Source organism: Flammeovirga sp. SJP92 (assembly GCF_001583495.1).
Taxonomy (GTDB): Bacteria; Bacteroidota; Bacteroidia; order Cytophagales; family Flammeovirgaceae; genus Flammeovirga.
On record NZ_LQAQ01000090.1, the window covers coordinates 225,282 to 251,503 of the forward strand.

The following is a 26,222-nucleotide window of genomic DNA, read 5'->3' on the forward strand; positions in this document are numbered from 1 at the left end:
CTTCAATAATAAATGCCCCTTTGTCTGAAATATTCAACAAAGGGGCATTTTTATATTAATATCAAATCTTAATGCAAGCTACAGCCACATTTCGGAACTGTAAAACCTTGTGAGGCTTCATGCCAAGGGAAAGAAGCATTATAGCTTTCCTCTTCCCAATAGAATTTATGACGCTCCTCGCCATTTAAATTATGCATTGTTTCAGCATCATAAAGCTCACCATTGATCATTACTTTATCAATGAATTCAGAATTATGGATATCTTCCAATGGATTTTTATCCATGATGATAAGGTCAGCCAATTTTCCTTCTTCTAAAGAACCAACATCTCCATCTAAACCTAAATAATGAGCACCATTATAAGTAGCAGAACGGATTGCTTCCAAAGGAGACATTCCACCTTGTGCTAACATCCAAAGTTCCCAATGAGCACCAATACCTTGAATTTGACCGTGTGCCCCAAGGTTCACTTTCACACCTTTGTCAGATAACATTTTTGCAGATTCAGAAGTGGCGATATGACCAATTTTGTATTCGCTTTCTGGAACCATCGTTCTATGTCTTGATCGGCTGTCAATGATTGCTCTTGGAGTAAAGTTCAATAATCTTTCTTTCTCCCAAACGTTGGTATGTTGGTACCAGTAATATTCACCGTTGATACCGCCATAGTTTACAATCAAAGTAGGAGTATAGCCCACTTCTGTTTTTGCCCAAAGATTTTGAACATCATTGAAAACAGGAGTGATTGGAATATTATGTTCAACACCTGTGTGACCATCTAAAATCATGGTCATATTATGGTAGAAAGTAGAACCACCTTCTGGAACCACCATGATTCCTTCTTCTTCCGCTGCTTTGATGACTTGTTGTCTTTGCTCACGTCTTGGTTGATTGTAAGACTTTACAGAAATTGCTCCCCATGCTTTTGTTCTTCTGATCGCCGAACGAGCATCTTCTAATGAATTGATATTGGCTTTGAAGTCACCATCAGCACCATAAAGGATTACACCTGTAGAGTAAATTCTAGGTCCAACCATTGCACCTGTTCTTACCATTTCCGATTGGTTGAATACCATTTCAGAGTTAGCAGATGGATCGTGCGTTGTAGTGACCCCGTAAGCAAGATTGGCATAATAAGGCCAGTTTTGCTGTGCACTCATTCCTAAACGGAAAGCACCCAAGTGAGCGTGAGCATCCACAATACCTGGCATAATTGTTTTTCCTTTACAGTCGATCACTTTAGCGCCAGATGGAACTTGAACATTAGTTCCAATAGCTACAATTCTATTTTCCTTAACAACTACAGTCGCATTTTCCAGTACCTCATCTTTAGCATTTACCGTGATCACTCTTGCATTTGTTAAAGCATAAGTGGTAGAAGGTTTAGCACTTTCCAATTCAAGGTTTATTTCGATACCTTCCGACTTAGGTTCTACTGCTTTCTCATTTCCACCTTCTACAAAAGAGAAGACTTCTTGAAGTGATGTAGTGAAATATTCATTACCCAATGACCAATGTAATTTTTGGCTATCACCTGACCAATGAATATTATAACCCGCATCTTTAGCTACTTGGGCAACAGGAACTGCTTTTGTGCCAGACGATAAATCAATTGCTTTACCTGCCATTGGCATTGGAGCAATATAGACTTTAAATAACTCTGTAAATGCAATCCATTTGTTGTCAGGAGACGGAACGAACTGATTCGTATATTTTGTAGTGAAATGCACTCTTTTGTCTTTGCCATTTAGATCAACACTTTTGAAAGCTTTCTTTAAACTACCAAAGAAGAAACCACCGGTTTGATAGAATACACGATCGCCTGAAGTATTAAACTGAGGGAAATCGCCTTCTTCAACGACCCTTTTCAGCGTACTAACATCATTGATGTTAACGGTATAAATACCTGTTTCTTTAGTATAAGCAAAACCTTGTTGGTTGTTTCCTCTTTCTTTCACAAAAACAATAGTAGAATTGTCTTTAGAGAATTGAGGTTTTCTATAAATTCCTTTAGGTAAGTCTAATGTAATAGGATTGACTTTCTTAGCCGTTAAATCAATTACATGTACTTTGCCTTTTTCGCTGTCTGACCATGAAACATAAACCATTTTAGTTCCGTCAGGTGAAATATTAGGCTCGTATTCAAAAGCATCATTTTGAGAAGTCAGACGAATAGGTTTGCCTTTTGGTAATTTCTTCTCATAAAGGTAACCTGCTGCATGGAAATAGATCTTCTTTCCGTCTTTTGAAGTAATGACATTTCTTAATGCTTTCGCTGTAAAGTTCTCAGGAGCCACTTCCTGTTTGAAACGCAATGAAGCTGTAAATTCTTGGTGAACTTTTGCTTTGAAAGGAATGATTTCTCCTTTTCCAGTAGCAACATCTACTTTCCAGATTTTACCGCCTTTACCCCAAAGCACAATGTATTTGTCATCAGGAGTCCAAGCATATTTTGGAGAAGGACCGAAAATAGCCCATGCTTCTTGTTGATCTTTTTCTAATTGATCAAAAAGAGGACGTTGACTGTTCATCTCAAAATCATGGATAAATAACACAGACTTGTCACGAACTCTTCTAATAAAAGAAAGTTTTTTGCCATCATGTGAAGGCATTGGGCCAATCGCACCGCCAGGACCGCTAACTACAGTTTTGATTTCGCCATTAATTCTATTGTAAGACTTAATGATGTAAATCTGACTGTTAGGATCTTTGTTGTATTGGAAGAAACCACCTGGATAAACGTCTTCAACATAATACATATATTTTCCATCCGCAGAAACGACAGGTTGGTTGATATCCTGTTGCTCATTTTTACGAGGAACTAATTCGATACCTTCACCACCAGAAATGTGATACATCCATAGTGCACCAGCTCCCAAAGACCTTGTGAAAGTATAGTGTTTACGAGCAATAATATACTGTCCGTCTTCACTCCAAGTAGGATTGTTGGTCAATCGGAATTTTTCTTTAGTGACTTGCTTAGGATTTTGAGCATCGCTGTCCATTACCCAAATGTTGTCACCACCGCCAGCATCCGAAGTGAAAACGATTTTCTTGCCATCAGGAGAAAACTTAGGTTGTGATTCCCAAGCCAAACCACCACGAAACAATTTTGCTTCACCTCCTGTGATCGGCATTGAGTAAATATCACCTAACATATCAAAAACGATAGTTTTTCCGTCAGGGCTGATATCCAAATTCATCCATGTGCCTTCATCTGTTTCGAAGTCTACACTTTTAACCTCACGTTGAGGTTTCGTAATATCCCATTTCTCTTCTTTTTCCTGAGCGAAAGTCGCCAAAGCAAAGAGCAGGATTAATAAATTGGTTAATTGAAATTTCATTTATAATAATTAGAAGTTAATTGAATTGTTTCCGTAGGGGCAGACCTATGTGTCTGCCCGTCCAGAGTCCAAGCGTCTACCAATGCAAAAAATGCAGGTGTCAGCCCTTATTGTATTAATGTACATTCCCCATGAATTGGTAAAAAAGAGAATGATGTTGTTTTTTATTTCAAATCAGAAAGCTCAGATGCAAACCCACCACTTAAAATAGGGAATCTGCACCAAGTCTTAGGATCAAGGTTTTTATCGTCTAAATGGAAAGAAGGAGCATAACGCTCACGTTTCCATTGATTTCTACTCCAAAGTCTAAAGAACTTTGTAATCCATTGATGTACCGCTTCTCTAGGAGTATCAGGATGATTGGCTTGCACAAATAGAAGGCATTCTTGAGGTGATTTCTTATCACGAATGGCTAACTTTTCAATTTCTTCCAATACATCATAAGGCATTAAATCCGCTTCATCTGTTTGTTTAGAATCCGCAGGACGAAGCTCTGCAGTTGGCTGTTGTTCATTGACGAAAGAAAGGGCAGGGATATTCCATTTACCATCCAAACCGTCTTTTTCCATCCATCTCAACCAGCTTCTCAAGTAATTTTTATCAATGCCAGCAATCGGGCTTAAACCTCCACTCGTATCACCATCCATAGTAGCATAACCCACGGCAGCTTCAGAACGGTTGGAAGTAGAAAGGAGTAAGGCTCCGTTTATATTCGCTAACATCCAAACTGAAGGGGCACGTACCCTCGCTTGTATATTTTGTAAAGTAATATCGTCTTGTTCCCAAGTCAATTCACGGTCGATCGCTGTTTCAATGGCGTTCAAATACCCTTTGAACATTGGGTTGACATTCACATTATAGAATGTTGCTCCAACTGCTTCCGCTAATGACTTTGCAGCGTTGAAAGTGACATCGCCACTGTTTTCAGTCGGTTGGTAAGCTGTAGTCAACACTTTATTACAAATTTCTTTGATGGAGTTGCAGTCCTTTAAAGAAGCGAAATAGCCTAATTTTTCTTTAAACCCTTCCAATCCTAAATCTTCAACGCCCATCTCAATCATCAAGTGAATCAATGTCACTATTGCAGAAGAATCGGCACCGCCAGAAAGAGAAACAACGAATCCTTTTGAATAACTTTTTCGCATATAATCAAAAAGACCTAAAGCTACTGCTCTTCCAAATTCTTCCTCTTTAATATACTTTGAATGCTCCCAGGATGCTTCAGAAGGTGAATGCTTTTCAGGTACAGTTTGAGGGATGGTAAAGTCAGAATTGATCACTTCAATATTGGAAGTTCCTGTATTAGAAGTATGACTTTGAATTTGAGCTAAACGAGCAATGTCTAAATCAAAAGTAGCTGTAGTGACTTTACAGTTTTTGAAAGAGAAACGCTTACTGATGGCCAAAAGATTCCCAGATAAAGCAATCATTACACCACCGTCATAGATCGCTCTTCCAGATTCATTTCCTAAAAGATTGGCATAAATATATCCCACACCATACGCTCTTGAACCTTCCAAAACAAAACGCTTACGAACATCCAATTTATCAAAAGCAAAGTGACTCGCTGAAGGGTTTAAGATAATATCAACCCCATTTTGATAAAGAGAACGACCCGGGCGATTGGCTACCCAAGCATCTTCACAAATTTCAAAACCAATACGAACACCGTTGACATCGAATAATAAATCCCCGATAGGGAAAGTAGAAGCCCCTAAAGTATTTTCGTAAGATTTATCTAATTTGATTTTTGAAACTTCGCCACCTTCCCAAGGCGTAAACCATCTTGGTTCATAATGAATGCCGTTTCCTGCTAAATGTTTCTTGGCTACAAAACCTAGAATTTTCTGGTCTGCAATTAATGCAACAGTATTATATAATTTGTTTTTATGACGTAATGGAAGTCCTACAGAAATAACAATGTCTTTGGTGTGAGGCAATAAATCACCTAGTAATTTTAGAGACTGTTGTTCTGTATTGGGAGAATAAAAAGCATCTTCACATCCGTAACCTGATAAACATAATTCGGGAAGGCATAAGATACTTACATTTTCTTCTTTGGCAGTCGTAATTGCCTGTAATATATTTTGAAAGTTGTTGTTCCAATCTAAAGGAGTCTGATTCAGCTCAGCACCACCAACTTTATATAAATTCATCATAAATAATCTGTAATTCTATTTTGTGCAAATGTACGATTTATTTAGATGAAAATGGAGTAGGTAATAATAAGTCGATAACAAAGAAAAGAGACATGTTTGATGCATGCCTCTAATTATCACTATTATTTCAAAAGATTTATACCTTTTTGAAAGTTTCTTTTAAGCTAATCGAACAGATACAAGCTAAAATAAAGGCAATTGGCATAACCCATATTGCAGCTTGGAAAGCGGTTTGTAATGCTTCAGGAGTAGAATTTTCATGACCTCCAAAATAAGAGACTAACCACCCAAATAATGGTTGTCCTACAGCACCAATCCCCATTAAGACTACTGCTGATAAACCATTTGCAGTACCTAATACTTCGTCATTGTTGGATTCTCCAATGACTGGGTAGCCGATTGTTTGTGCGGCAGTAATGATTCCTAGTAATAAAAATAAAGTATAGAAGTAGGTAGCCCCTGTTGAGATAGGGAACATGATCAATAGCATAATCGCTAATGATAACACTGCTCCGCCTAACATCGCTTTCTTTCTAGATTGTAGTTGATCTGAAATCCATCCACACAAAGGTGAACCGATCATAGTACCGATAAAAATCATCCCGATAATACCAGTAGAAGTAGCTTCTGAAAAATCTGGATTGACGAATTTAAGATATGTGGTTCCCCAAACTGCTCCTAGTAAAAGAACAGAAAGATTAAGTAAACCGATATAAAGACCCGCTAGCCAATTTTGAGAATTTGAAGCAGCTAATTTTAAACCTTCAATAAGAGATAATCCATTATCTTCTTCTTGGTTTCCGTTTTCATCTTCAGGGCTGTCTTTGACAAAAAGTGCAATCAAGATGAATATAACAATACCAATGCCTCCATTGATGAGCATGGTCGTTTGTCCACCAAATGTATCTAAAAGCATTAAAACAGGAGCCCCTGAAACCCATCCGCCGAATACTGCAAATGTCACCAAAAGGCCTGAAATTAAGGCTAATTTTGATGAAGGAAACCATCTTGGAGCCAATCGGAAAGGAGCCATAAATGCTACACAATGAGCTATTCCAAGTGTGAATCGTAGGACAGAGGCAATTAAAACGTTATCCGTTAATGCAGTTCCAAAAACACAAACCACAGCAACGGCACACATACTTAATACCACTTTTTTGACAGAAACTTTATCGAGAAGCACACCAACAGGAATTAATAATAATACCGTTCCGTAAAGAAAAGTACCTGCAAAAGATCCAAATTCTGAAACTGTACTTAATGCCAATTTGTCCATGAAAAAACCTTTCATCGCTTCAGTACTAAAAAGCGTCATTTGTATGAAGCTGTAAAAAAAGAAGGCTCCTGCTGAAAAAACAGCTAGAATTGATTTTAATGAAATGGATTGTTGTTCCTGTTGTGTCGCTACCGTTGCCATAAAAAAAATGTTTGTTGAAATAATTCATGCTTCAAACAAATATCCCTTTTACAGCTTAAAATAATTGGTACTGATTTAACGAATAGTAGTATGATTTTAGCCAAAGAGAAGTCTCTTGTTCTGTTTTTCTTTGAAATAGATATATAATTACATGAATTAAGAGTAATTTTCCCCTCATTACATTTTGATTTATGAATTAAGGGGAATTAATCTAGTTAAAAATTGTAGTACTTAAATTATTTTTAATTTGTCATGGAATGAAGTTCCGTTTCTAACTGAATGCATGTATTTATGATTATTTTAATAGTCTTAACCATAATGCTGGTTTTACTTTGTTTGATTTGGGGACATTTCCTTTTTATCAATATTATGAAAAAACGGTATACTTGGTCTGCTTTTTTGGTGAGCATCACTGTCTTTCTTTTTTGGAAGTTGCTATCTTTTTTTTACTTAACAAGTTATTCTAGAGAGGTTTGGTGGGAGGAAAATAGTAGAGATATTCTTGGTGTTGAAGCTGATTTTGAGGAACAGGATTATATAAATATCAACTTTTTGGGTTCTTCTGTAGGTAAATATCAGATTGAAACTATTAGCCCTCAAAATATTGTAAATAGTGATTTTGTTAAATACTTTCCCTCGTTTTCCTTTGCAAATCATAAGTGGAAAGGAACGCCAGTTTTTGTAACCTATGATATGGAAAAATGTCTTGAAAATGGGGGGAGTTTAGGGGAAGAAATAAAAGAGAAGTTAGAGTCAATGGGTTATTACTATGCTTATAAAGAGGGGGATATTGAAGGATCAATAGAGAACCTGTTTTTATTTGATCCGGAAGAAAAGAATTTTTATTTTTTATCCAATTTTAAAAAATAAAAAAAGCCATCAAAATCATGATGGCCACGGCTAGTTCCGGCTAAATTGTTGAAAGTAATTTCATCAATAAGTGATGTTAACTTAAATTTCTCATGATTTCAGGTAAAAATCGGTGAGAACATGATTAACCATTTTTGCAGTAACATATTGATGTTAATACAATTTAAACATTTTTAAAGCTTTAATCCAAATCAATGATTTATAAATTTGCTAAAAAATGAGTATTTCTTTTATGGAATTGACAATTTATGTGTATACACATTGTTAGTAGTATTGTGAAAATATTTAAAAATTCCTTAAATAAATTTTTTAGATATTCTCATGATATGAGAAAGTTCATGAGTTTGCTTTCCTTCTCTATTACTAAATATGCCTTTCGTATTTAAAATATCTTCTCTTACAAAGTGAGAGGAGTGAATTATTTTACCTTCACCTGATATTATACCAACGTGTGTTATCCTTCCTTTCTCATTGTGAAAGTAGGCAAGATCACCCGGTTTAGCATCAGCGAATGATACTTTTGTTCCAATTTCTGCTTGCTGATAGGCATCTCTTGGAAGTGTGATTCCATGAGCTCCCATTACAGTTTGTGCAAAACCTGAACAATCAATGCCAAAAATAGATCGACCTCCCCAAAGGTAAGGTACCCCCATATACTTTTCAGCCGTACTTAAAGGGTGGTCTTCATTTTTAGAAGGCATTACGCTGTGCAGTTGAGCATATTTCAATTGCATCGAATTGCACTTTTCATAATGAAAAGGCAGGGTAGAGCCAACAGATAAATGAATGGTTTTCTGATTGTCAAAAATGGGATAAATCAATCGAGTGACAACAGGATGCTCCTCTTTTATATATCTTTCTGCATATTCAGGGGCAACTTCATTATGTTGGCCGTAAGTGATCCATCCTTCGTAATTATCTTTGATCATTTTGATATGGATCCACTCTTTTTTTTCATCAATGGATAAAACTTTATACAATTCTCCATACAACAACTGTGTTGTCATTTCTGAAGAATGTGCAGCTTCTCCTCTTACCGCTAGGGTACTATATATACAAAGTCCAAATGTTGGCTTCATTGAATTCTATTTTTTTTCTTTGTGGCAAAGCTGATACTGGCTGTAATACTAAAATTACTAGAAGTATTCGGTACAGTGTAAATATCATAATGACTTTCGATGTAATAGTAATTCAGAACAATCTCAAGTGAGACTCTGGGTGTCCAGAAATTACCAAATCCAAGACTCACACCATATACATTTCCATAGCCATCAAACTTTGCTGTATTATCTTGTACGGTGTAGGTAACGCGTGTTTTACTTCTCGCGTAGGATAACTCTCCAAAAATACCATTTTTTAAGTATTTTCTCACCCTTGGACCTCCACCTAAAAAAGTTTCTATGTTTTTATTATCGTAAGTAAAAGATAAAGTTCTCAATCCTCCATGAACAAAACCACCAATCATCAGTTCATCAATAATAAAATAACCAGCATATAGATTTCCAAATGCGTCAATCAGTACATTACTGTTTGTGAAACCTAAATTTCGGTTTTGATAAGCAAAGCCTAGACCGTAGCCAAAGCCCGTTAATATTTGTTTCTTGGAAGTTTGGACAATAAAGTTCTCGTCCTCATCGGAATGAGCTAGCGTTTGAGATCTATCTTTGTTTTGTGCTAATCCAATTGTGCTGAAAATCAGAAGACAGATAAATAAAAAAGGGAGTAATAAATTTTTGTAGTTCATCTAAATCTTTGATAAGCGTTCTTGAATATACGCTTTTTCCTCCGAATTTGTCATAATCACCAATACAGATTCACTTTTTAATACCGTATTGATGTCTGGTTTGAATTGCCAATCGTCACCATTTCTTATAGCCAAAATCAGTGTAGATGGAAGGTTATGAATTTCTAAAGCTTCAAGTTTATGACCAGAACACGATTCATTAACGTGAATTTCTTCTAGCCTGAAAAACTCTGTCTTTTCCCTTCTAATGGCATCAATAAATGTAGTGATAGTAGGGCGAAGCATTTCCATGGCCATTCTTCGGCCTCCAATAGAGTGAGGGGATACAACCTCATTGGCTCCAACTGAAATCAACTTTTCTTTGAAAGATGGAAATTTATTGGCAGAAACAATTCGAGTAGTGGCATTGAGTTGTCTGGAAGATAATGTAGTTACAAGATTGAGATTGTCATCATTTGTGCAGACAAATACTCCTTCTGCTTTTTCGATTCCTGCAGAAATTAAAGTGTCATCAACAGTACAATCACCAACAATTCCGTAAGCATGTTTATAGCTCTTTCTATGTTTAAGATAAACTTCATTGTCTTTTTCTATAAAAACAAATGGTTTTTCCCTTTTATCAAGCTCTTCTGCGATTTTTAATCCTACTCTTCCTAAACCGCATATAATGAGATGTTTGTCTAGTTTATTGATCATGCGTAAACTTCGTCTTTTGATAAACTCCTCTTGAATATGACCTTCTAAAAAGAAAGCAGATAAAGAGGTGGCAATATAGGTGAAAGTACCAATTCCACTAAATGCTATAAAAATAGCAAAAAACCTTCCAATGGGGTTATTGTCCAACGGAATAACCTCACCATAACCGATAGTGGTGATAGTGATTGCAGTCATGAAGAATGCGTCAATTGGTTCTACAGGTGTACTGGATGTAGCCATAAAACCAATTGTTCCCATTAGCAGTATAAAGAGAATAACTCCAAAGGCAGGTAATATTTTGGATATTATGGGTCTCATCTAGATTATATTCACTTCGGGTTCAATGCTGATACCAAATTGCGTTTTTACATCCTTTTGAATTTGTAGAGCCAATGCCCAAGCTTCTTCTCCTGTAGCTCCGCCATTGTTTACCAATACAAGTGCCTGTTTAGGATATGTACCAACATTACCTAATGATTTTCCTTTCCATCCTGCAGTTTGAATCAACCACCCGGCAGGGATTTTTATTGTTTCCTCATTGACAATGTAGTGTGGTGCTTCTGGAAATTTTTCTATGATTGATAATGCTTCTTTTTTTGGTAATACAGGATTTTTAAAAAAGCTTCCGCAATTACCAATCTTTTTCGGATCAGGAAGTTTGGACTCTCTGATTTTGATGATGACATTGGCTAAATCAAGAGGAGTGAGGGTTTCAATTCCTTGTGTTTTAATTTCCTCTTCAATTGCTCCATAACTTGTATTGAAGTTCCATTGCTTGTTGAGTTGAATGGTAATGGAAAGAACGGCTATTTTACCTTTTAAAGCATTTTTGAAAATGCTGTTTCTATAACCAAATTGACACTCTTGATTGGTATATTCAAAAGTCTCTCCTTTTTCAAAATGATAAAATTCAACTCTTTGAAGCACATCTTTCACTTCAACGCCGTAAGCTCCAATATTCTGAATAGGACTTGCTCCAACAGTACCAGGAATCAAAGCAAGGTTTTCAATGCCCTGCCATCCATTGCTTACTGTTTTCATTACAGTATCATGCCAATTCTCACCTGCACCTATTTTTACAGTGACATTATTTTCATCTTCATGAACTACTTCAAAGCCTTTGATTTCATTTTTAATAATCATTCCATGGAAGTCTTGAGTGAAAAGAATGTTACTTCCACCTCCAAGAATGATAAAGTTTTGGTCTTTAGGTTTTTGTTGAAGTATTGTTTTTAATTCTTCTTTGTTAGAAAAAGTTGTAAAGAAATCAGCATTTACTTTTGCTCCAAATGTATGGTAAGGTAGGAGTGAAATATTTGTTTTCATAGGTCTTAAAAAAAATAAGGCGTTAGGTTGTTTTTCGAATTGAAATCAACCCAACGCCTTTTAATGTTATGTATAGAGAAAAGTACTATTTTGTAATCTCTTCCACTAGCTCATCAATTGGCATTTTGTTGAATTGTCCTGAAGACATTAAAAGAAGATTCTTCTTGTTCCATTCAATTTCAGATAATCTATCTTGAAGTGCTTTCTCATCAGTGAAAACTTCAACATTTTTCTGTTTGAAAGCATTGAAAACATCTTCTTTAGAAATAGAATTCAAACCTTTGTTTTCAACTACTTTAGGGTTGAAATAAACCAAAGGAATGTCAGCTTCTTTTAGTGTTTTTTCATATTCAGATAAGAATGATGAAGTTAAACTGCTGAAAGTATGCAACTCTAAACAAGCTACAAGCTTTTCTTTAGGATATTGTTTTGCCAAAGCATGTACTGTAGCTTGAACCTTAGAAGGTGAGTGTGCAAAATCTCTGAACACTTTAGTAGATGGTGTTTCTTTGATCAATTGCATTCTTAAAGCTGCACCCTCAAAAGAAGCAATAGCTTCAATGAATTCATCTTTGCTTACGTTCAGACGTTTACAAACTTCCATTGCAGCGGACATATTCTGTAAATTGTGATCACCAAAAACTTTTGTTTCAGTATTCACATGTCCAGCAGTAATGATAGTCTTGCCGTCTTTTACTTTTGACTTTAATTTATCGTAAGGAATTACATCAACATCTCCAGAGATGTCAAGTCTTTTTACTAATTTTTTCAAGGCTTTATCATCCGCACTATAAATGATTACACCTGCCTTTGGAGAGTTTTCTACAAACAGCTCAAACTGCTTCTCATACTCCTCGTATTTAGGGTATACATTTACGTGATCCCAGGCGATACCTGTAATAACGCCGATGTGATGATGATAATTTAAAAACTTAGGTTTAGCATCCAACGGTGATGATAAATACTCATCTCCCTCTAGAATGACTACAGGAGCACTATCAGTAATTTTTACAGGTCTTTCAACACCTTTCAATGAAGCTCCTACAAGATAATCACATTCAATGTTCCAGTAATTAAGTACGTGGATGATCATTGAAGTAACAGATGTTTTACCATGGCTACCAGCCACTACAACACGTTGCTTATTCTTAGTCTGAGAGTAGATATATTCAGGGAAAGAATAAATATTAAGTCCTAATTGTTTAGCTTTTACTAATTCTGGATTGTCTTTTTGAGCGTGCATCCCCAAAATTACGGCGTTGATATCCTTTGTAATTTTTTCAGGGTGCCATCCCATTTCAGCAGGAAGTAAATCAAACTCCTTAAGGTTAGAATATGCAGGTTCATAAATGTGATCATCAGAACCACTCACGTTGTAACCTTTTTGCTGTAATGTGATTGCTAGGTTGTGCATAATGCTACCACCTATTGCAATAAAATGAACTCTCATGTATATCTATTGTAGAATAAATTATTCAAATATTATGATGTATTAAAAGTAATTCTAAAAAGGAAGCCTTCTTTTACTTTTGAACTGCAAATTTATTAAATTTTGATGAATAGACTACTATTCGTATTGAAATCAATCCATCATATTGTAAATCTTTATAAATAAGCCCCCTTTTACTCATCTAAAAATAATGATAGTTTATGTTTGTAAATTAAAATATTGCATACAACACAAACATGTTGTTATAGGAATCTTTTTAAGATCAATAAATTAGTACACAATCTTACACTTATTTGCACATCTATTCGTGTAAAACCTAAATTATTAGAATAAATCTCCTTAATTTTGTAGCTATGGAGAAGTCTAGTAGTAAAAGTAGTTTAATACAATCTGCTTTTAATCAAAATAAACCAGACAATGTTGGTCTAGAATTAATGAATGCCAAAAAAAGGCCATGTGATCACGAGTTAGAACGTGTGACCTTGGGAGCATTGATTCTAGAAAAGGAAGCCCTCAATGAAGTGATTGAGGTGCTGAAGACGGATACTTTTGATAGAGAAGCACATCAATATATATATAATGCAATTGTAGGTATTTTCAACAGAAGTGAACCTGTTGATCATATGACAATTGTAACTGAGTTAAGGAAGTCAGGAGAGTTAGAAAAGGTGGGAGGGGTAAGTTATATTGCTCGTCTTACTCAAAGTGTAACTTCTTCTGCCAATGTCCTTCATTATGCACGTATTTTACAAGAATACTCGATCAAAAGAAAGTTGATCAGTGTTTCAAATGAGATTCAAGTAAAAGCATATGAGGATACCACAGATGTTTTTGATCTTTTAGATAAAATGGAAACATCACTTTTTGAAGTGTCTGAAGAAAATGTACGTAAAAACTACATGGGCATGAATGAAGTGGTGAAAGAAGTATTCCATGAACTAGAAGAACTGAGAGATAACGATAATGATTTTACAGGTGTACCTTCTGGTTTTACAAACTTAGATAGGGTGACTTCAGGATGGCAGCCATCAGATCTAATTATTATTGCAGCACGTCCTGCCATGGGTAAGACAGCCTTTATCTTATCGGCTTGTAGAAATGCGTCTGTTGGTTTTGGAAAACCTACTGCAATATTCTCATTAGAGATGTCTGCTGCACAGTTGGTAAAACGTTTGGTTTCCGCTGAAGCAGAGTTGGAAAGTGAGAAATTAAAGAAAGGTAACCTTACAGATGAGGAATGGAGAAGACTTGTGGACAAGACCTCAAGTTTGTCTTCAGCACCAATCTATATTGATGATACGCCAGCATTAACCGTGCTTGAATTAAGAGCAAAGTGTAGAAGGTTAAAAGCACAGCATGATATACAAATGATTGTGATTGATTACCTTCAACTAATGAGTGGTGGTGACAGTAAATCCAAAGGTAACCGTGAACAGGAAATTGCCTTTATTTCCCGTTCATTAAAACAAATTGCCAAGGAATTGAATGTCCCTGTAATTGCACTTTCACAGTTGAGCCGTGCGGTTGAAACCAGAGGTGGTGATAAAAGACCACAGCTTTCCGACCTTCGTGAATCAGGGTCTATTGAGCAAGATGCCGATATGGTAATGTTCTTGTACCGTCCTGAATATTACGGTTTGGATGAGGATGAAGAGGGCAACTCAACAAAAGGTATGGGTGAGGTGATCATTTCTAAAAACCGTAGTGGTGGCTTGGAAAATGTACGTTTAAAATTCATTGGACAATTTACCAAATTTGCGGATTGGGAAGATGGGTCGTTTATGTCTACTGAAGATATGATGTCCGGTATGCACGGTGGTTTTGCCGGAGCACCAGCTATTCCGTCAAGCCTTCCTGATCAGGGAGGAAGCATGCCAGGAGAAGTAACCTTCGATCAGATGAATGCCATGCCTCCAGATATTGATTTTAATGAAGGAGGAGACGATGGAGGACAAGAGTTTCAAACACTTCCTTCAAAGTTGAATAGAGATAATGATGGGGGGGCACCTCCTCCGTCCAATGATCCTCCTTTCTAAAATATTATACACAAATGGTTATTAGTTTATTTCTAATAGCCATTTTTACTTTTTAAAATATATCAGAATAATAAAAAAGTGGCTGTTAGATCAATTAAAAACTAACAGCCACTTTTTGCTTAATAAATACTACAAACCTACTTCAATGGAATCAAAATAGGGTTTGAATAACAACCTGAAGGATAGTTCATATTTAAGAACGAGCAGATTGTTGGTGCAATCTCTGTGATAGTATGAGGTGCATGAGTTTCTCCTGCTTGAATATCCCATCCATAAAATAAGATAGGTACATGAGTGTCATATTTGTAAGGAGAGAAGTGAGTTGTACCTGTTGGGCCGTAATCAACATAATGTGATCTTAGTACACCAAATACATCTGGAGAAAATCTTGGATTGAAGGCATTGTAAATTAAACCTTTATATCCTTGAGTATACTCATTGCGTTCTAAGTCTTTACCCAATAATGCATGAGCATATTGTGGCATTTCCATAAACGCTTCAGCTGTTGCTTTTTGCACTTCTTCTAATTCAAGGCCTTTTTCTTTAATCAATGCTCTGTTTAAGTACAGTTGACCAGAGTAGTTTGAAGAAACATATTTACCTTCACCGAAACGAGCATTTAAAGCTTTTTCAATGTATTCCGTATCTTCCTTGCTTTTGATATTTTTTGCTTCAAAGTTCATACGCTCACGCATGAAAGCCGCATTTTGAGCACCCGCATGATCGGCTGTTAAGAAGATGACATATTGTCCCTTCCCAACTTTCTCATCCAAGTGATTGATCAAGTTGGCAATTTCTTGATCTAGCTTAATGTACATATCTTCCACTTCAATGGCTTGAGGACCGTAAGCGTGACCTGCGTAATCTGTAGAGGAATAACTTACTGCTAATAAATCAGTGAAGTTGTCTTGTCCAATATTTTCATTGTCAATAATACTCATTGCCATTTCAGTAACAATAGTATTACCATATGGAGTACCTTTAATAATGTCGTACTTTTTTCCAGTTTTTGCTCTTACCCTGTCTGCAGCAACTGCTTTTTTGATGCTGTAAGGAAAGGTAGGTGTTTGCATACCAGGAAATAAAGATTCGTAAGGAGTATCATCTTCTGTTGAAGCAGTATATTTTTCGATGGGTAATGAAAGTGTCCAATCCGATTTCATGTATTCATCGATAGGTCTTTTCTTGCCTTCATTTAGAGCAGTAACCCATTCTGGAAGTTTTTCAGTATAGAATGAAGATGTAATCCAATTACCATTTTTTTCATCTAACCAATAAGCGGCGTCAGCTTTGTGTCCTGCAGGAAGAACCGCCGATCTATCTTTGATTGAGACAGCAATGACTTTTGATCTAAAATTACTTGCCCATTTGATTTCATCTGAAAGGTTAGTTACTGCTAGACGGTAAGGTGACTTTTGACCATTTTTACTGTCAGATCCTACGGTTTGATATCTTTTGTCATCGACACAGTAAACTGTTTTACCCATTTCTCTATCCCAAAAGTGGTTATTGACAATAGAGTGATAAGCTGGTGAAGTACCTGCATAAACTGAAGCGTGACCAGGCCCTGTTACAGTTGGGGCGTAATTGTATTGGCCATTTCTAACTGTGTACCCATCGTTGACTAATTTCTTAAAACCATCTTCTCCGAAGTTATCCCAATATCTTGAGATGTAATCATACTTCATTTGATCGACGATAATTCCAACGACAGCTTTGGGTTTGTCCTCAGTAAATTGAGCAAAAGTACTTAGAGTACTACCCAAAGAAAGGACAGTAGTGGCTAGTAATTTTTTAACATTCATTTAATCGAATTCTTTAGTAATTATATTGGATTGTAGTCAACATGTTTGATGTGTAAACATGTTATATTAAATTCAGCCCCAAAAAAGAGTACTATTTAAGGAATAAAAAAATAACAATTGTGAATTATCTTTAATTTATCCTTTGTTCAATTTCATTTATTAAATCGTTAACATTAATCTCCTTGATGGACTTGCTTATTTGTAATAATTTATGGAGAAACTTCTGATGCGGGGCACTTTGCGAGTTGAAAGGTCTATGATTCAAGCCTCGGGTTATTTTTTCTAATTTTTGACGAGTATCATGGGTTTTTGCATCAATCAAAGCTTCATCAAAGTAAGACCAAATATATTCTTGGGCAAGTGTTGACGGATGTACAAGATCATCCGTATAAAAACGATAATCTCTCAATTCATCAATCATGATTTCATAGGCAGGGAAATAGAAACAGTTCTGATATTGAGAAGTTATCAAATGTGTGAAATATCTCAAGATCGACTTGCTTAAGCTATTGTCCACTAGTCCATTTCTGAAATGTCTTATGGGAGAGACTGTAAAAATAATGTTACATGACTTAGGGAGGTAAGAATGAAGTTCTTGAAAGGAAGCTAACATTCTATCTATCTCTAATAACTCCTGTGTAAATTCTTTGGAAGGGATCTTATGGCAATTGGCGACTAATTGTTGGCTTTCATTATGTCTGAAAACAAAAGAAGTCCCTAAAGTGATGATTAGAAAATCAACATTTTTTAATCTGCCGTGAATTTGTTGTTGAATACTTTGAATTTGCTCAACGAGTTCCTTTTTTGTAGAGGCCGAAATATCAGAGTGAAAATTGAAGTGTTTGAAAACCTCTTCATTCTCTATAATCAAGTGCTCATCCACGTTCTCATATCCTTCAAAAGCTTGAATCAAATTATTAAAAATACTAATAGGATTATAAAGTACTCCATAAGGATTAATACTGATATCAAACCTGTTTTCTTGGAGCTTTGATCCAATATTTTGAGCAAAGCAAGATCCGATACTTAAAATAGTACTGTCAAAATTGATCTTTTCCTCAAAATTTAGAGGGTTAATAGGGGTTCTGAACGTCTCATTATGCAACATTTTCACAATATACGCTTTTGTATTCGAAATAATTTTGTCCGATTAAAGACAAACCTTAGATTTGTACTCGAATTTATTTGAAAGAATCATAAATCGCTTCAAACATTAAAATGAAGAAGTATACATACACAGAGAAAAAAGACACGCGCTCAGGATTTGGTGCGGGCTTACATGAGCTAGGTAAAACGAACGAGGATGTAGTAGCATTATGTGCTGACTTAACAGGTTCTCTAAAAATGGATGCATTCAAAAATGATTTCCCTGAGAGATTCTTTCAAATGGGTATCGCTGAAGCAAACATGATCAACGTAGCAGCAGGTATGACAGTAGGTGGTAAAATTCCTTTCACAGGTACTTTTGCCAACTTCTCAACAAGCCGTGTTTACGATCAGATCCGTCAATCAATTGCTTACTCTGGAAAGAACGTAAAAATTGCCGCTTCTCACTCAGGTCTTACTTTAGGAGAAGATGGAGCAACTCACCAAGTTTTAGAAGACATTGGTATGATGAAAATGTTGCCAAACATGACTGTAATCAACACTTGTGATTACAACCAAACAAAGGCAGCAACAATCGCAGCAGCGAAACACGATGGTCCTGTATACTTACGTTTCGGACGTCCTTCGATTCCTGTTTTCATGCCGGAAGGTGATTTTGAAATTGGAAAAGCTGTAATGCTAAACGAAGGAACTGACGTTACTATCATAGCTACAGGTCACTTAGTATGGGAAGCAATTCAAGCAGGTGAGAAATTAGCAGAGGAAGGTATTTCTGCTGAGATCATCAACATTCACACCATCAAACCACTAGATGAAGAGGCAATCTTGAAATCAGTAGGTAAAACAGGTTGTGTTGTTACTGCTGAAGAGCACCAAATTGCAGGTGGTTTAGGAGAAAGCGTTTCTGCTTGTCTTACTAGAAACCTATTAGCTCCACAAGAGTTTGTAGCAGTAAATGATACGTTTGGTGAATCAGGTACTCCTGCACAATTAATGGAAAAATACGGATTAACTGCAAGTGATGTAGTTGCAGCCGCTAAGAAAGCAATTGCTAGAAAAGGTTAATCTTTAGCATAAAACTTGTGATAGTTGGAGTGAAAACTTCAAACTGTCTACATAAAGCCCAATATTAGTACTAATGTTGGGCTTTTGTTTTAGGGTAATGTAATTTTATTTATTTTTATGAACCCAATCAAATTCGGCTACTAGAGCTGTAACTGATTGAGTATGTTACGGTAGATGAAAAAACATAATTTTTGTCTTTTTTAATTTATATAATTTTTTGATACTATCACTCTGCATAAAGTGTTGTGTCTTTAGGCTATTCTAGATGAAAACTTTCTTTACTTTATTATTAATTTACATATCAATATTTTCTTTTTCATACCCAAAAACGGTGGATAAGATCCCAAAGTTTGACAGCCTTTTAACTGTTTTTGAAAGTAAGGAAACTAGTGATTCTGTAAGAATTGGAACAGCGTTGCAATTAGCATGGTTATACAGAAATGTATCGCCGGATAATGCGTATTTGTATGCAAAAATTGCTGAAGACCTTAGCAAACAAGGTAAATTTGAAAAGTATGAAATCAGAGCAATCAGTTATGGTGGTATTGCTCTAAGAAATAGAGGTGAATATCAAAATGCCATGAACCTCTTTATGAAAGCACTTGAAAAAGCAACTACTATTCAATCACTTGAAGATGAAGGGTATGCACATATCAATATTGCAAGTGTCAACATCTATCAAAATAATTATAATGAAGCCATTATTCATCTTGAGTTAGCAGAGGTGATTAGCAAACAATTGAAAGACAATAGAATGTTCGGTTATGTCTTGACAAATTATGGCCGTGTCTATTTTGCAACAGAATTGTTTAAAAAGGCGGTTGATAGTTTTAATGAGGCATTAGATTTAAGAAAAAAAGAAGATGACCTGTATGGACAAATCGTAACCTATTCTGATATGGGAACAGTCTATGCTGAAACAGGCCAATATGAAGAAGCTTTGAGGTATTTACAACTTTCATTGGAATTGAACGAGAAAAACAATGAAGATGCTGATACAATGGTGGGAACTTTGATTGATATGGCCCGAATCTATAGAAACCAAGGTAATTATACCAAAGCAAAGCAACTAGCGGAAAAAGCAGCTGATATTTGTGTGAAAATTAGAGCCAAGCATATGGCTTTAAATGCTTTTTTAGAGCTTAAAACTATTGAAAGAGCAAAGGGGAGATATAAAAAAGCATTGGAGTATGATGATCTGATTGAAGCGTATAAAGATTCTATTTTTAATGAAGAGATCCGTTTGAAGCTGGCAGAGATCAATGTAAGATATCTTGTTGCACAAAGAGAAAAGGAAAATGAGATTTTAAAGAAAGATCAAAAAATCAATGAGATCATTATTGAAAGACATACGATCATCATGTTTGGTTCTTTCATCTTGATCATCGTTTTATGTCTTTTTGTGTATTACTTATATAGAGAAAATAAGAATAAAAAAGTCATTAATCATACGTTACATATCCAGAAATCTGAACTGGAACTTCAGTCAAAAGAAATTCATCGTATTAACGATTTACTTCAGGCAAAGTCGCAAGATATTATGGATAGTATCAATTACGCTAAAGGTATACAAAAAGCGATTCTTCCAAGTTGGGCGCATGTGAAAACATTCTTGCCGAATTCCTTTGTCTATTTTGAGCCAAGAGATATTGTATCGGGTGATTTTTACTGGTTTAAAAATATCGATAACTCAAAAGGAATTCTAATAGCGGCCGATTGTACAGGTCATGGTGTTCCAGGAGGTTTTATGAGTATGGTAGGAGAAACGGCATTGGAGTACATTGTTGATTCTCAAAAAGTATATTATCCTTCGAAGATCCTTGAAGAGTTGCATGCTCGTCTTTCAAGTATCTTAAGACAGAAAAAATCAGGAAATATGGATGGTATGGATGTTTCTGTTTGTTTGATCGACAATAAAAACAATACAGTCCAATATGCTGGTGCAGGAATGTCTATGACTATTGTAGATAATAATAAGCATCAAATTATAAAAGGAGCCTCAAGAGGTGTTGGAGGTGTTTCTACTTTTTCTACTTGTGAGACACACACTTTCGAGTTTACATCACAGAAAATGTTCTTCATCTATTCTGATGGTTACGCTGATCAATTTGGCGGTCCAAAAGGCAAAAAGCTGAAAAGCCCTAATTTCAGAAAGATTCTTGAAGCTTGTTCTTCACTTCCTATCAAAGATCAAAAACAGTTTATGAAGACTCAATTTGAAAGCTGGAAACAAGATGAGGAACAAGTGGACGATGTAATGATTATTGGTTTTACGAGGTAAGGTTTTTTCTGTGAATTTAGTTCGTTTGTAAACGCTAAATAATATATGTCAATAAGAATCAACTACGATAAATACAAGAAACAAAGAGTAGGGTAATACGTTTTTTAATTGTGTATTATATAGATACAAATAAAAAGCTTTCTCTAGAATATGTAAAATACTATCATTTTTACATTTCATTAATAGAGGACTAAAATCCTACTGCTATGAACATATTTATCAATAAAACAATTACTTCAAGAGTCAATAATACTTGTACAATCTACTTTGAATTCTTTTTACAAAAAGAAAATAATTCTTGGTTAGAGCCACTTTATAAGACAGAGTGTTATACTTGTATTGAAAACCAAGATCTAAATCAATTGAATGAAAGTGCTAAGTTATTTGCGAAATATCTTTGTAAACTATCAGATCATATGAAGGAGCTAACGGAATCGGAATTCTATATTCTTTTTGAGAAAATGCCTGAAATCCGTTCAGTAGAAGATTTTAATTACACATTAATGAGTCTGAGAGAAAGAAGTAAAGTAGCTTAACTTATATCAAAAAAATACAAAAAGGCGACCAACAAAAAAAGGTCGCCTTGATTTTTTATAATCAGACAACCTTTCTTTTGAAAACAAGCAAGTCACAATTTATTTATTGATATAGTTTTGAGGGATTAATGTCTACTCTCTGTTCTAGAAAACGATAGCGTACATTCATTAATGCACTTTTCATTTTTCTAAGGAAATCCGTCCAAGCTTCTTCTACCTCCTCAAGATACTTTTGAGCATCTTTTTCTGCTGTGTGCTTGAAGGAATACCCTGCTTCAACTAAAAGTTGATCTGCACTGAATTTTGTATTAAAATTCTCCTGAATAAATTTATCTTTATCCTTGAATAGTTGGCTTAAGGCCAATAGTGCGAATTTGTTTGTTGGAAAACTCATGTAGTTGACCAATTCACTTAATGTTAACGGCATTTTTGTTGTTTCAGGAACTGCCATAACTTTACCAAGTTGGATTTCCTTCTTTAGAATTAAATGCTTCATGGCTTTAGGTTTAAAAGTGAAATACGTTTTTGTATTAAACGTTATTGAATAGAAATAGGATTCATGAAATACGTATTATTTTACGTTTTTTAATGAAAAAGCCCTTATTTGGGCAAAAAAATAGAAAAATGCCTTATGGAATTAAAGAAAATAAATGTATTTCCAATTAAATCATTGGACTCAATAGTACTGGATGAGGTTGAAATCTCTGAAGGAGCAACGTTAAAATGGGATAGAAGGTGGGGAATTCACCGCAAAAGTGATGGTAGAACCGTCAATGGAAAAAAATATCCTACAATCCATAAACTAAGAACAAAGTATGACTTGGAAGATCTCAGAGTAGAGATATCAAGTGCTAAAGTTGGAATCGGTTCATTTGTGCTAGAAGGTGATTATACACAAATAAATCAGTATTTGTCCGACTATTTTGAAGAGGAAGTTTGTGTTTTAGAAAATGCCAAGACGGGTTTTCCAGATCATAGTGGAGGAAATGTAGGAGCATCGTTGGTTTCGATACAGACTTTGGAGAAAGTGGGCGAGTGGTTTGATTTACCTGTTGATGAGGTGGAGCGAAGAATGAGAATGAACTTTATTATAGATAACGAATCTGCTTTTGGAGAAGATAACTTGATGGGTCCTTCTAAAAGTGAACCGAGGTCGTTCTTCATCAATGATACTGAATTGAGAGGGTATAAGCCTTGTGAGCGTTGTCCTGTACCTACAAGAGATTCCATTACAGGTGAAGCCATGAAAGGTTTTCAAAAAGCATTTTTAAATAAACGAAAGGAGTTACAGCCAAGTATTTTAGACAACGAGCTCTATGCTCACGCTTACATGTGCGGTATTGTCTTGAATATTCCAGGACAATCTGTTGGGAAGTTGGTGAAAAGTGGAATGCCAATCACTTTTTAAATTAAAAATTTCACCTTTATTCACAAAAAAATAAAGGTGATAAAGGGCCTTTTGGACACTATTGTAAATAGTTGAATACTAAACATATCCTTTTTGATCTCGATTGTAAATTACTGATAACAAAGTTTTAAAGTGTCATTTCAACGAAAGGGAGTTGTCAAAAGTCCTATTTTGTTATCCAATAATAATGTAAATTGTATCAATTACTTCACCGTGGTACTTTATTTGTTTCCTATGGTAAAGTAATAACTATTACATATAAAAATTCACTTAAAAAATAAGATTAATATGAAAGTTGCTGTCTTTGGTACAAAATCATACGATAAAGAGTTTTTTAAACTTGAAGGAGTAAATACTACACACGAATTAGTTTTCTTTGAATCCCGCTTAAGAGTGAAGACTGCTCCACTTGCAAGAGGATTTGATGCTGTATGTGTATTTGTGAATGATGTAGTAGATACAGAAACAGTTAAAATGTTAGGTGAATTTGGTATCAAAGTAATTGCATTACGTTGTGCTGGTTTTAATAACGTTGACTTGATTGAGGCAGAGAAGCAAGGTATTGAAGTGTTAAGAGTACCAGCTTATTCTCCTTATGCAGTTGCAGAGCATACATTAGCATTAATTCTTACATTAAATAGAAAAACACACAAAGCCTACAACCGTGTTCGTGAAGGTAATTTCTCTTTAGACAGATTAACGGGATTTGATATTTACGGTAAAACTGTTGGTGTCATTGGTACTGGTAAAATCGGTCAGATTTTCGCTAGAATCATGAAAGGTATGGGTTGTAAAGTAGTGGGCTTTGATTTATACCCTAACAAAGAATTTGAAAAAGAAGGTGTTTTAGAATATGTGACATTAAATGAGTTGTTAGAAAATTCTGATATTATCTCATTACACTGTCCATTAACACCTCAAACACATCATATCATCAATGATCACTCTATCTGGAGAATGAAGAAAGGAGCGATGTTGATCAACACTTCAAGAGGTCGTTTAATTGATACAGAATCAGCTATTCGTGCTTTATCAAAAGGTCACTTAGGTTACCTTGGTATTGACGTGTATGAGCAAGAAGAGAAATTATTCTTCAGAGACTTATCAGAAACATTGATCAGAGATGAAAAAATGATGAATTTGATGTCATTCCCTAATGTATTAGTAACAGGTCACCAAGCCTTTTTCACGGATACAGCCTTAACTCAAATTGCTAGAGTGACGCTTGGTAACTTAACTGCCTTTGAAAAAGGAGAAGAGTTAGTCAATAGAGTTGGTTCTGAAGCAATAAAAGGTTAAATTGTTATAGGATAAAATTATATAAGGTATCAGTAGTTAATATTGATACCTTTTTTTATAAACAGAAGTTGAGGCATCTTATAAATGTACAATTTCTGTTGAAGTACTAAGCCAAAAATAATATGAATTAGTGTTATATACTTTTGTCATAGTACTTAACACAAAATAAAACTTAATCATAAAACTAATTATTACTGAAAGACGTAATATTATTTGTTAGGAAACTATAATATTTTTAAAAACCATGAAAAGAAGACAAGCAACAACACTAGTTACTGCTATTGCTGCCGGTGCTGCGATAACTACAGGAATCGTTATCAAAACTAGACAATACATGCAAAAGAAAAGATTAGATGAAGGTGATTACTTATATCCATATCTGTCTTTTATCAAGAAAAAAATTGAAGCAGGAAAAGATTCAATCATCATCACTCCTGAAGACTCTCCTTTTAAGTTTATTACCTTATCTGTAAAAAAAGCAGGTAAGAAGAAATTAATCTTAGCAGATTATGAAGGAACAGCTTTAGGACGTGGACGTAAAGATCTTTTAAAATATAAAAATGGTAAGCTTACTTTCATTAAGCCAATCATTGAATATGCGATGTAGTAATTCACTAACATCAACAAGGAAGTCATTCTCAAATTACTGGGAATGACTTTTTTGTTGTCTAAAGCTTGATTTTGATGATGTTTGTTTAAACAAAATTTACCAAAAGTCAGTTACTAATCTGTACATTTAAAATTCTGACTTATGCAGGCTACCAGTATCAATGAAAACAGTGTAAAAGATTTAACTGAACAACTTCGGAAATTAGAGGAGAAATACGAGTCGCAAAAGCAAATGACTGAAATGACCATCGGTTTTCTCCAAGATGCGAATGAGAAACTGACCGAAGCCAAGGATGAGATTGATAAAGTGAATAAGAGGGTACAGCAAAGTATCAACTATGCTCAACGCATCCAACAGAAAATACTTCCATCAGATCAGAAAGTGCATCGTTTGTACCCTGATTCCTTTGTGCTTTATAAACCAAAAGATGTGGTGAGTGGAGACTTCTATTATGCAGACGAAGATGATCGCTTCAACTATTTGGCAGTGATTGATTGTACTGGACATGGTGTTCCAGGGGCTTTTCTGACTTTGATTGTGAATTCATTATTGGAGGCAATTTTAAAGGAAAACAAAAGCAACCGTGCAGATATATTATTAAAGAAATTGGATGAACGTCTTTTTCATTATTTGAACAAGAATGAAGGAGTAAAAAAAATTCAGGATGGTTTGGATATCACTTTTTGCATGAAGGAGAAATCATCTAATAAAATTTATTTTTCTTCGACTCATCAAAGACTATATCATGTTTCTTCTCAAACTATTGAAGAATACAAAGGGGCTTCCTATTCCATTGGGGAGTTTTCCAAAAGACAAGCAAAGTTGATGAATCATCAATTGGAATTTGAACCGGGAGATATGATTTATTTGTCTACTGATGGTATTATTGATCAGTTTGGTGGACAAAATAATGAAAAGTTTAAAAGGAAAAATTTTAAGAACCTTTTGTTGAAAATTGCCGACTACCCACTAGAAAAACAACAGAAAATCATTGACCTCACTTTTGAAAAATGGAGAGGGAACAAAGTACAAACAGATGATGTTTTGGTAATGGGAATAAAACTATAAT

At 35.2% G+C, this 26,222-nt stretch carries 20 protein-coding genes; 9 read left to right on the forward strand and 11 right to left on the reverse strand.

The window, feature by feature from the left end; genetic code table 11:
- Positions 1-68: 68 nt before the first annotated feature.
- The 3 genes from AVL50_RS19750 to AVL50_RS19760 form a co-directional block, all read right to left on the reverse strand.
- Positions 69-3,344, reverse strand: coding sequence for an amidohydrolase family protein (locus AVL50_RS19750; protein WP_062618210.1), 3,276 nt, complete (start codon positions 3,342-3,344; stop codon positions 69-71).
- Positions 3,345-3,508: 164 nt separating this feature from the next.
- Positions 3,509-5,500 (reverse strand): NAD(+) synthase, encoded by a 1,992-nt coding sequence (gene nadE, locus AVL50_RS19755; protein ID WP_062618258.1) that lies wholly within the window; start codon positions 5,498-5,500, stop codon positions 3,509-3,511.
- A gap of 139 nt (positions 5,501-5,639) precedes the next feature.
- Positions 5,640-6,920, reverse strand: a complete 1,281-nt coding sequence (locus AVL50_RS19760; protein ID WP_062618211.1) for an MFS transporter — start codon at positions 6,918-6,920, stop codon at positions 5,640-5,642.
- A 369-nt stretch (positions 6,921-7,289) separates the two neighbouring features.
- On the opposite strand from AVL50_RS19760, the gene AVL50_RS19765 reads away from it, so the two are divergent.
- Positions 7,290-7,790: a hypothetical protein gene (locus AVL50_RS19765; protein WP_062618212.1), complete on the forward strand. Its 501-nt coding sequence runs from the start codon at positions 7,290-7,292 to the stop codon at positions 7,788-7,790.
- A 296-nt stretch (positions 7,791-8,086) separates the two neighbouring features.
- On the opposite strand, the gene AVL50_RS19770 is transcribed toward AVL50_RS19765, so the two are convergent.
- The 5 genes from AVL50_RS19770 to murC all read right to left on the reverse strand — a co-directional run bounded on the left by AVL50_RS19770 (position 8,087) and on the right by murC (position 13,006).
- A complete protein-coding gene (locus AVL50_RS19770) occupies positions 8,087-8,869 on the reverse strand; it encodes a C40 family peptidase (RefSeq protein ID WP_062618213.1) in 783 nt (260 codons plus the stop codon).
- A complete protein-coding gene (locus tag AVL50_RS19775; RefSeq protein WP_062618214.1) occupies positions 8,866-9,534 on the reverse strand; it encodes a hypothetical protein in 669 nt (222 codons plus the stop codon). Before AVL50_RS19775 ends, AVL50_RS19770 begins: the two co-directional genes overlap by 4 nt.
- Positions 9,535-10,548, reverse strand: coding sequence for a TrkA family potassium uptake protein (locus AVL50_RS19780; RefSeq protein ID WP_082795928.1), 1,014 nt, complete (start codon positions 10,546-10,548; stop codon positions 9,535-9,537).
- On the reverse strand, positions 10,549-11,556 hold the full coding sequence (gene murB / locus AVL50_RS19785) for a UDP-N-acetylmuramate dehydrogenase (protein WP_062618216.1): 1,008 nt from the start codon (positions 11,554-11,556) through the stop codon (positions 10,549-10,551).
- Positions 11,557-11,641: 85 nt separating this feature from the next.
- Positions 11,642-13,006 (reverse strand): UDP-N-acetylmuramate--L-alanine ligase, encoded by a 1,365-nt coding sequence (murC, locus tag AVL50_RS19790; protein ID WP_062618217.1) that lies wholly within the window; start codon positions 13,004-13,006, stop codon positions 11,642-11,644.
- Positions 13,007-13,359: 353 nt separating this feature from the next.
- Between murC and dnaB the strand changes: the two genes are divergently transcribed.
- The gene (gene dnaB, locus AVL50_RS19795) at positions 13,360-15,042 is read left to right on the forward strand and encodes a replicative DNA helicase (protein ID WP_082795929.1); all 1,683 of its coding nucleotides are present in this window, start codon (positions 13,360-13,362) and stop codon (positions 15,040-15,042) included.
- 137 nt (positions 15,043-15,179) lie between these two features.
- Here the strand turns inward: dnaB and pafA are convergent, their stop codons facing one another.
- Positions 15,180-16,847, reverse strand: a complete 1,668-nt coding sequence (gene pafA / locus AVL50_RS19800) for an alkaline phosphatase PafA (RefSeq protein WP_062618218.1) — start codon at positions 16,845-16,847, stop codon at positions 15,180-15,182.
- A gap of 130 nt (positions 16,848-16,977) precedes the next feature.
- Positions 16,978-17,955, reverse strand: a complete 978-nt coding sequence (locus AVL50_RS19805) for a GSCFA domain-containing protein (protein WP_062618219.1) — start codon at positions 17,953-17,955, stop codon at positions 16,978-16,980.
- A 110-nt stretch (positions 17,956-18,065) separates the two neighbouring features.
- On the opposite strand from AVL50_RS19805, the gene AVL50_RS19810 reads away from it, so the two are divergent.
- The 3 genes from AVL50_RS19810 to AVL50_RS19820 all read left to right on the forward strand — a co-directional run bounded on the left by AVL50_RS19810 (position 18,066) and on the right by AVL50_RS19820 (position 21,836).
- Positions 18,066-19,019, forward strand: coding sequence for a transketolase family protein (locus AVL50_RS19810; RefSeq protein WP_062618220.1), 954 nt, complete (start codon positions 18,066-18,068; stop codon positions 19,017-19,019).
- Positions 19,020-19,350: 331 nt separating this feature from the next.
- On the forward strand, positions 19,351-21,300 hold the full coding sequence (locus AVL50_RS19815; protein ID WP_172826888.1) for a tetratricopeptide repeat protein: 1,950 nt from the start codon (positions 19,351-19,353) through the stop codon (positions 21,298-21,300).
- Positions 21,301-21,506: 206 nt separating this feature from the next.
- Complete coding sequence (locus tag AVL50_RS19820) at positions 21,507-21,836, forward strand: hypothetical protein (protein ID WP_062618222.1); 330 nt, start codon at positions 21,507-21,509, stop codon at positions 21,834-21,836.
- Positions 21,837-21,939: 103 nt separating this feature from the next.
- Here the strand turns inward: AVL50_RS19820 and AVL50_RS19825 are convergent, their stop codons facing one another.
- Positions 21,940-22,332, reverse strand: coding sequence for a hypothetical protein (locus tag AVL50_RS19825; protein WP_062618223.1), 393 nt, complete (start codon positions 22,330-22,332; stop codon positions 21,940-21,942).
- A 135-nt stretch (positions 22,333-22,467) separates the two neighbouring features.
- Here AVL50_RS19825 and AVL50_RS19830 point away from each other — a divergent pair, with 135 nt between their 5' ends.
- The 4 genes from AVL50_RS19830 (at position 22,468) to AVL50_RS19845 (ending at position 26,221) form a co-directional block, all read left to right on the forward strand.
- Positions 22,468-23,244, forward strand: a complete 777-nt coding sequence (locus tag AVL50_RS19830) for an MOSC domain-containing protein (protein ID WP_062618224.1) — start codon at positions 22,468-22,470, stop codon at positions 23,242-23,244.
- 288 nt (positions 23,245-23,532) lie between these two features.
- On the forward strand, positions 23,533-24,543 hold the full coding sequence (locus tag AVL50_RS19835; protein ID WP_062618225.1) for a 2-hydroxyacid dehydrogenase: 1,011 nt from the start codon (positions 23,533-23,535) through the stop codon (positions 24,541-24,543).
- Between the two features lie 244 nt (positions 24,544-24,787).
- Positions 24,788-25,150 carry a hypothetical protein gene (locus AVL50_RS19840; protein ID WP_044203587.1) on the forward strand — a complete coding sequence of 121 codons (363 nt, stop codon included), beginning with the start codon at positions 24,788-24,790 and terminating at the stop codon, positions 25,148-25,150.
- Positions 25,151-25,294: 144 nt separating this feature from the next.
- Entirely contained in the window at positions 25,295-26,221 is a 927-nt protein-coding gene (locus tag AVL50_RS19845) for a PP2C family protein-serine/threonine phosphatase (protein ID WP_062618226.1), read from the forward strand.
- Position 26,222: the final 1 nt, after the last annotated feature.

Bases quoted from the DNA above. Each gene is read 5' to 3' on its own strand.
- AVL50_RS19750 (WP_062618210.1), bottom strand. From the start codon at position 3,344: ATGAAATTTCAATTAACCAATTTATTAATCCTGCTCTTTGCTTTGGCG.
- nadE (WP_062618258.1), bottom strand. From the start codon at position 5,500: ATGAATTTATATAAAGTTGGTGGTGCTGAGCTGAATCAGACTCCTTTA.
- AVL50_RS19760 (WP_062618211.1), bottom strand. From the start codon at position 6,920: ATGGCAACGGTAGCGACACAACAGGAACAACAATCCATTTCATTAAAA.
- AVL50_RS19765 (WP_062618212.1), top strand. From the start codon at position 7,290: ATGAAAAAACGGTATACTTGGTCTGCTTTTTTGGTGAGCATCACTGTC.
- AVL50_RS19770 (WP_062618213.1), bottom strand. From the start codon at position 8,869: ATGAAGCCAACATTTGGACTTTGTATATATAGTACCCTAGCGGTAAGA.
- AVL50_RS19775 (WP_062618214.1), bottom strand. From the start codon at position 9,534: ATGAACTACAAAAATTTATTACTCCCTTTTTTATTTATCTGTCTTCTG.
- AVL50_RS19780 (WP_082795928.1), bottom strand. From the start codon at position 10,548: ATGAGACCCATAATATCCAAAATATTACCTGCCTTTGGAGTTATTCTC.
- murB (WP_062618216.1), bottom strand. From the start codon at position 11,556: ATGAAAACAAATATTTCACTCCTACCTTACCATACATTTGGAGCAAAA.
- murC (WP_062618217.1), bottom strand. From the start codon at position 13,006: ATGAGAGTTCATTTTATTGCAATAGGTGGTAGCATTATGCACAACCTA.
- dnaB (WP_082795929.1), top strand. From the start codon at position 13,360: ATGGAGAAGTCTAGTAGTAAAAGTAGTTTAATACAATCTGCTTTTAAT.
- pafA (WP_062618218.1), bottom strand. From the start codon at position 16,847: ATGAATGTTAAAAAATTACTAGCCACTACTGTCCTTTCTTTGGGTAGT.
- AVL50_RS19805 (WP_062618219.1), bottom strand. From the start codon at position 17,955: ATGTTGCATAATGAGACGTTCAGAACCCCTATTAACCCTCTAAATTTT.
- AVL50_RS19810 (WP_062618220.1), top strand. From the start codon at position 18,066: ATGAAGAAGTATACATACACAGAGAAAAAAGACACGCGCTCAGGATTT.
- AVL50_RS19820 (WP_062618222.1), top strand. From the start codon at position 21,507: ATGAACATATTTATCAATAAAACAATTACTTCAAGAGTCAATAATACT.
- AVL50_RS19825 (WP_062618223.1), bottom strand. From the start codon at position 22,332: ATGAAGCATTTAATTCTAAAGAAGGAAATCCAACTTGGTAAAGTTATG.
- AVL50_RS19830 (WP_062618224.1), top strand. From the start codon at position 22,468: ATGGAATTAAAGAAAATAAATGTATTTCCAATTAAATCATTGGACTCA.
- AVL50_RS19835 (WP_062618225.1), top strand. From the start codon at position 23,533: ATGAAAGTTGCTGTCTTTGGTACAAAATCATACGATAAAGAGTTTTTT.
- AVL50_RS19840 (WP_044203587.1), top strand. From the start codon at position 24,788: ATGAAAAGAAGACAAGCAACAACACTAGTTACTGCTATTGCTGCCGGT.
- AVL50_RS19845 (WP_062618226.1), top strand. From the start codon at position 25,295: ATGCAGGCTACCAGTATCAATGAAAACAGTGTAAAAGATTTAACTGAA.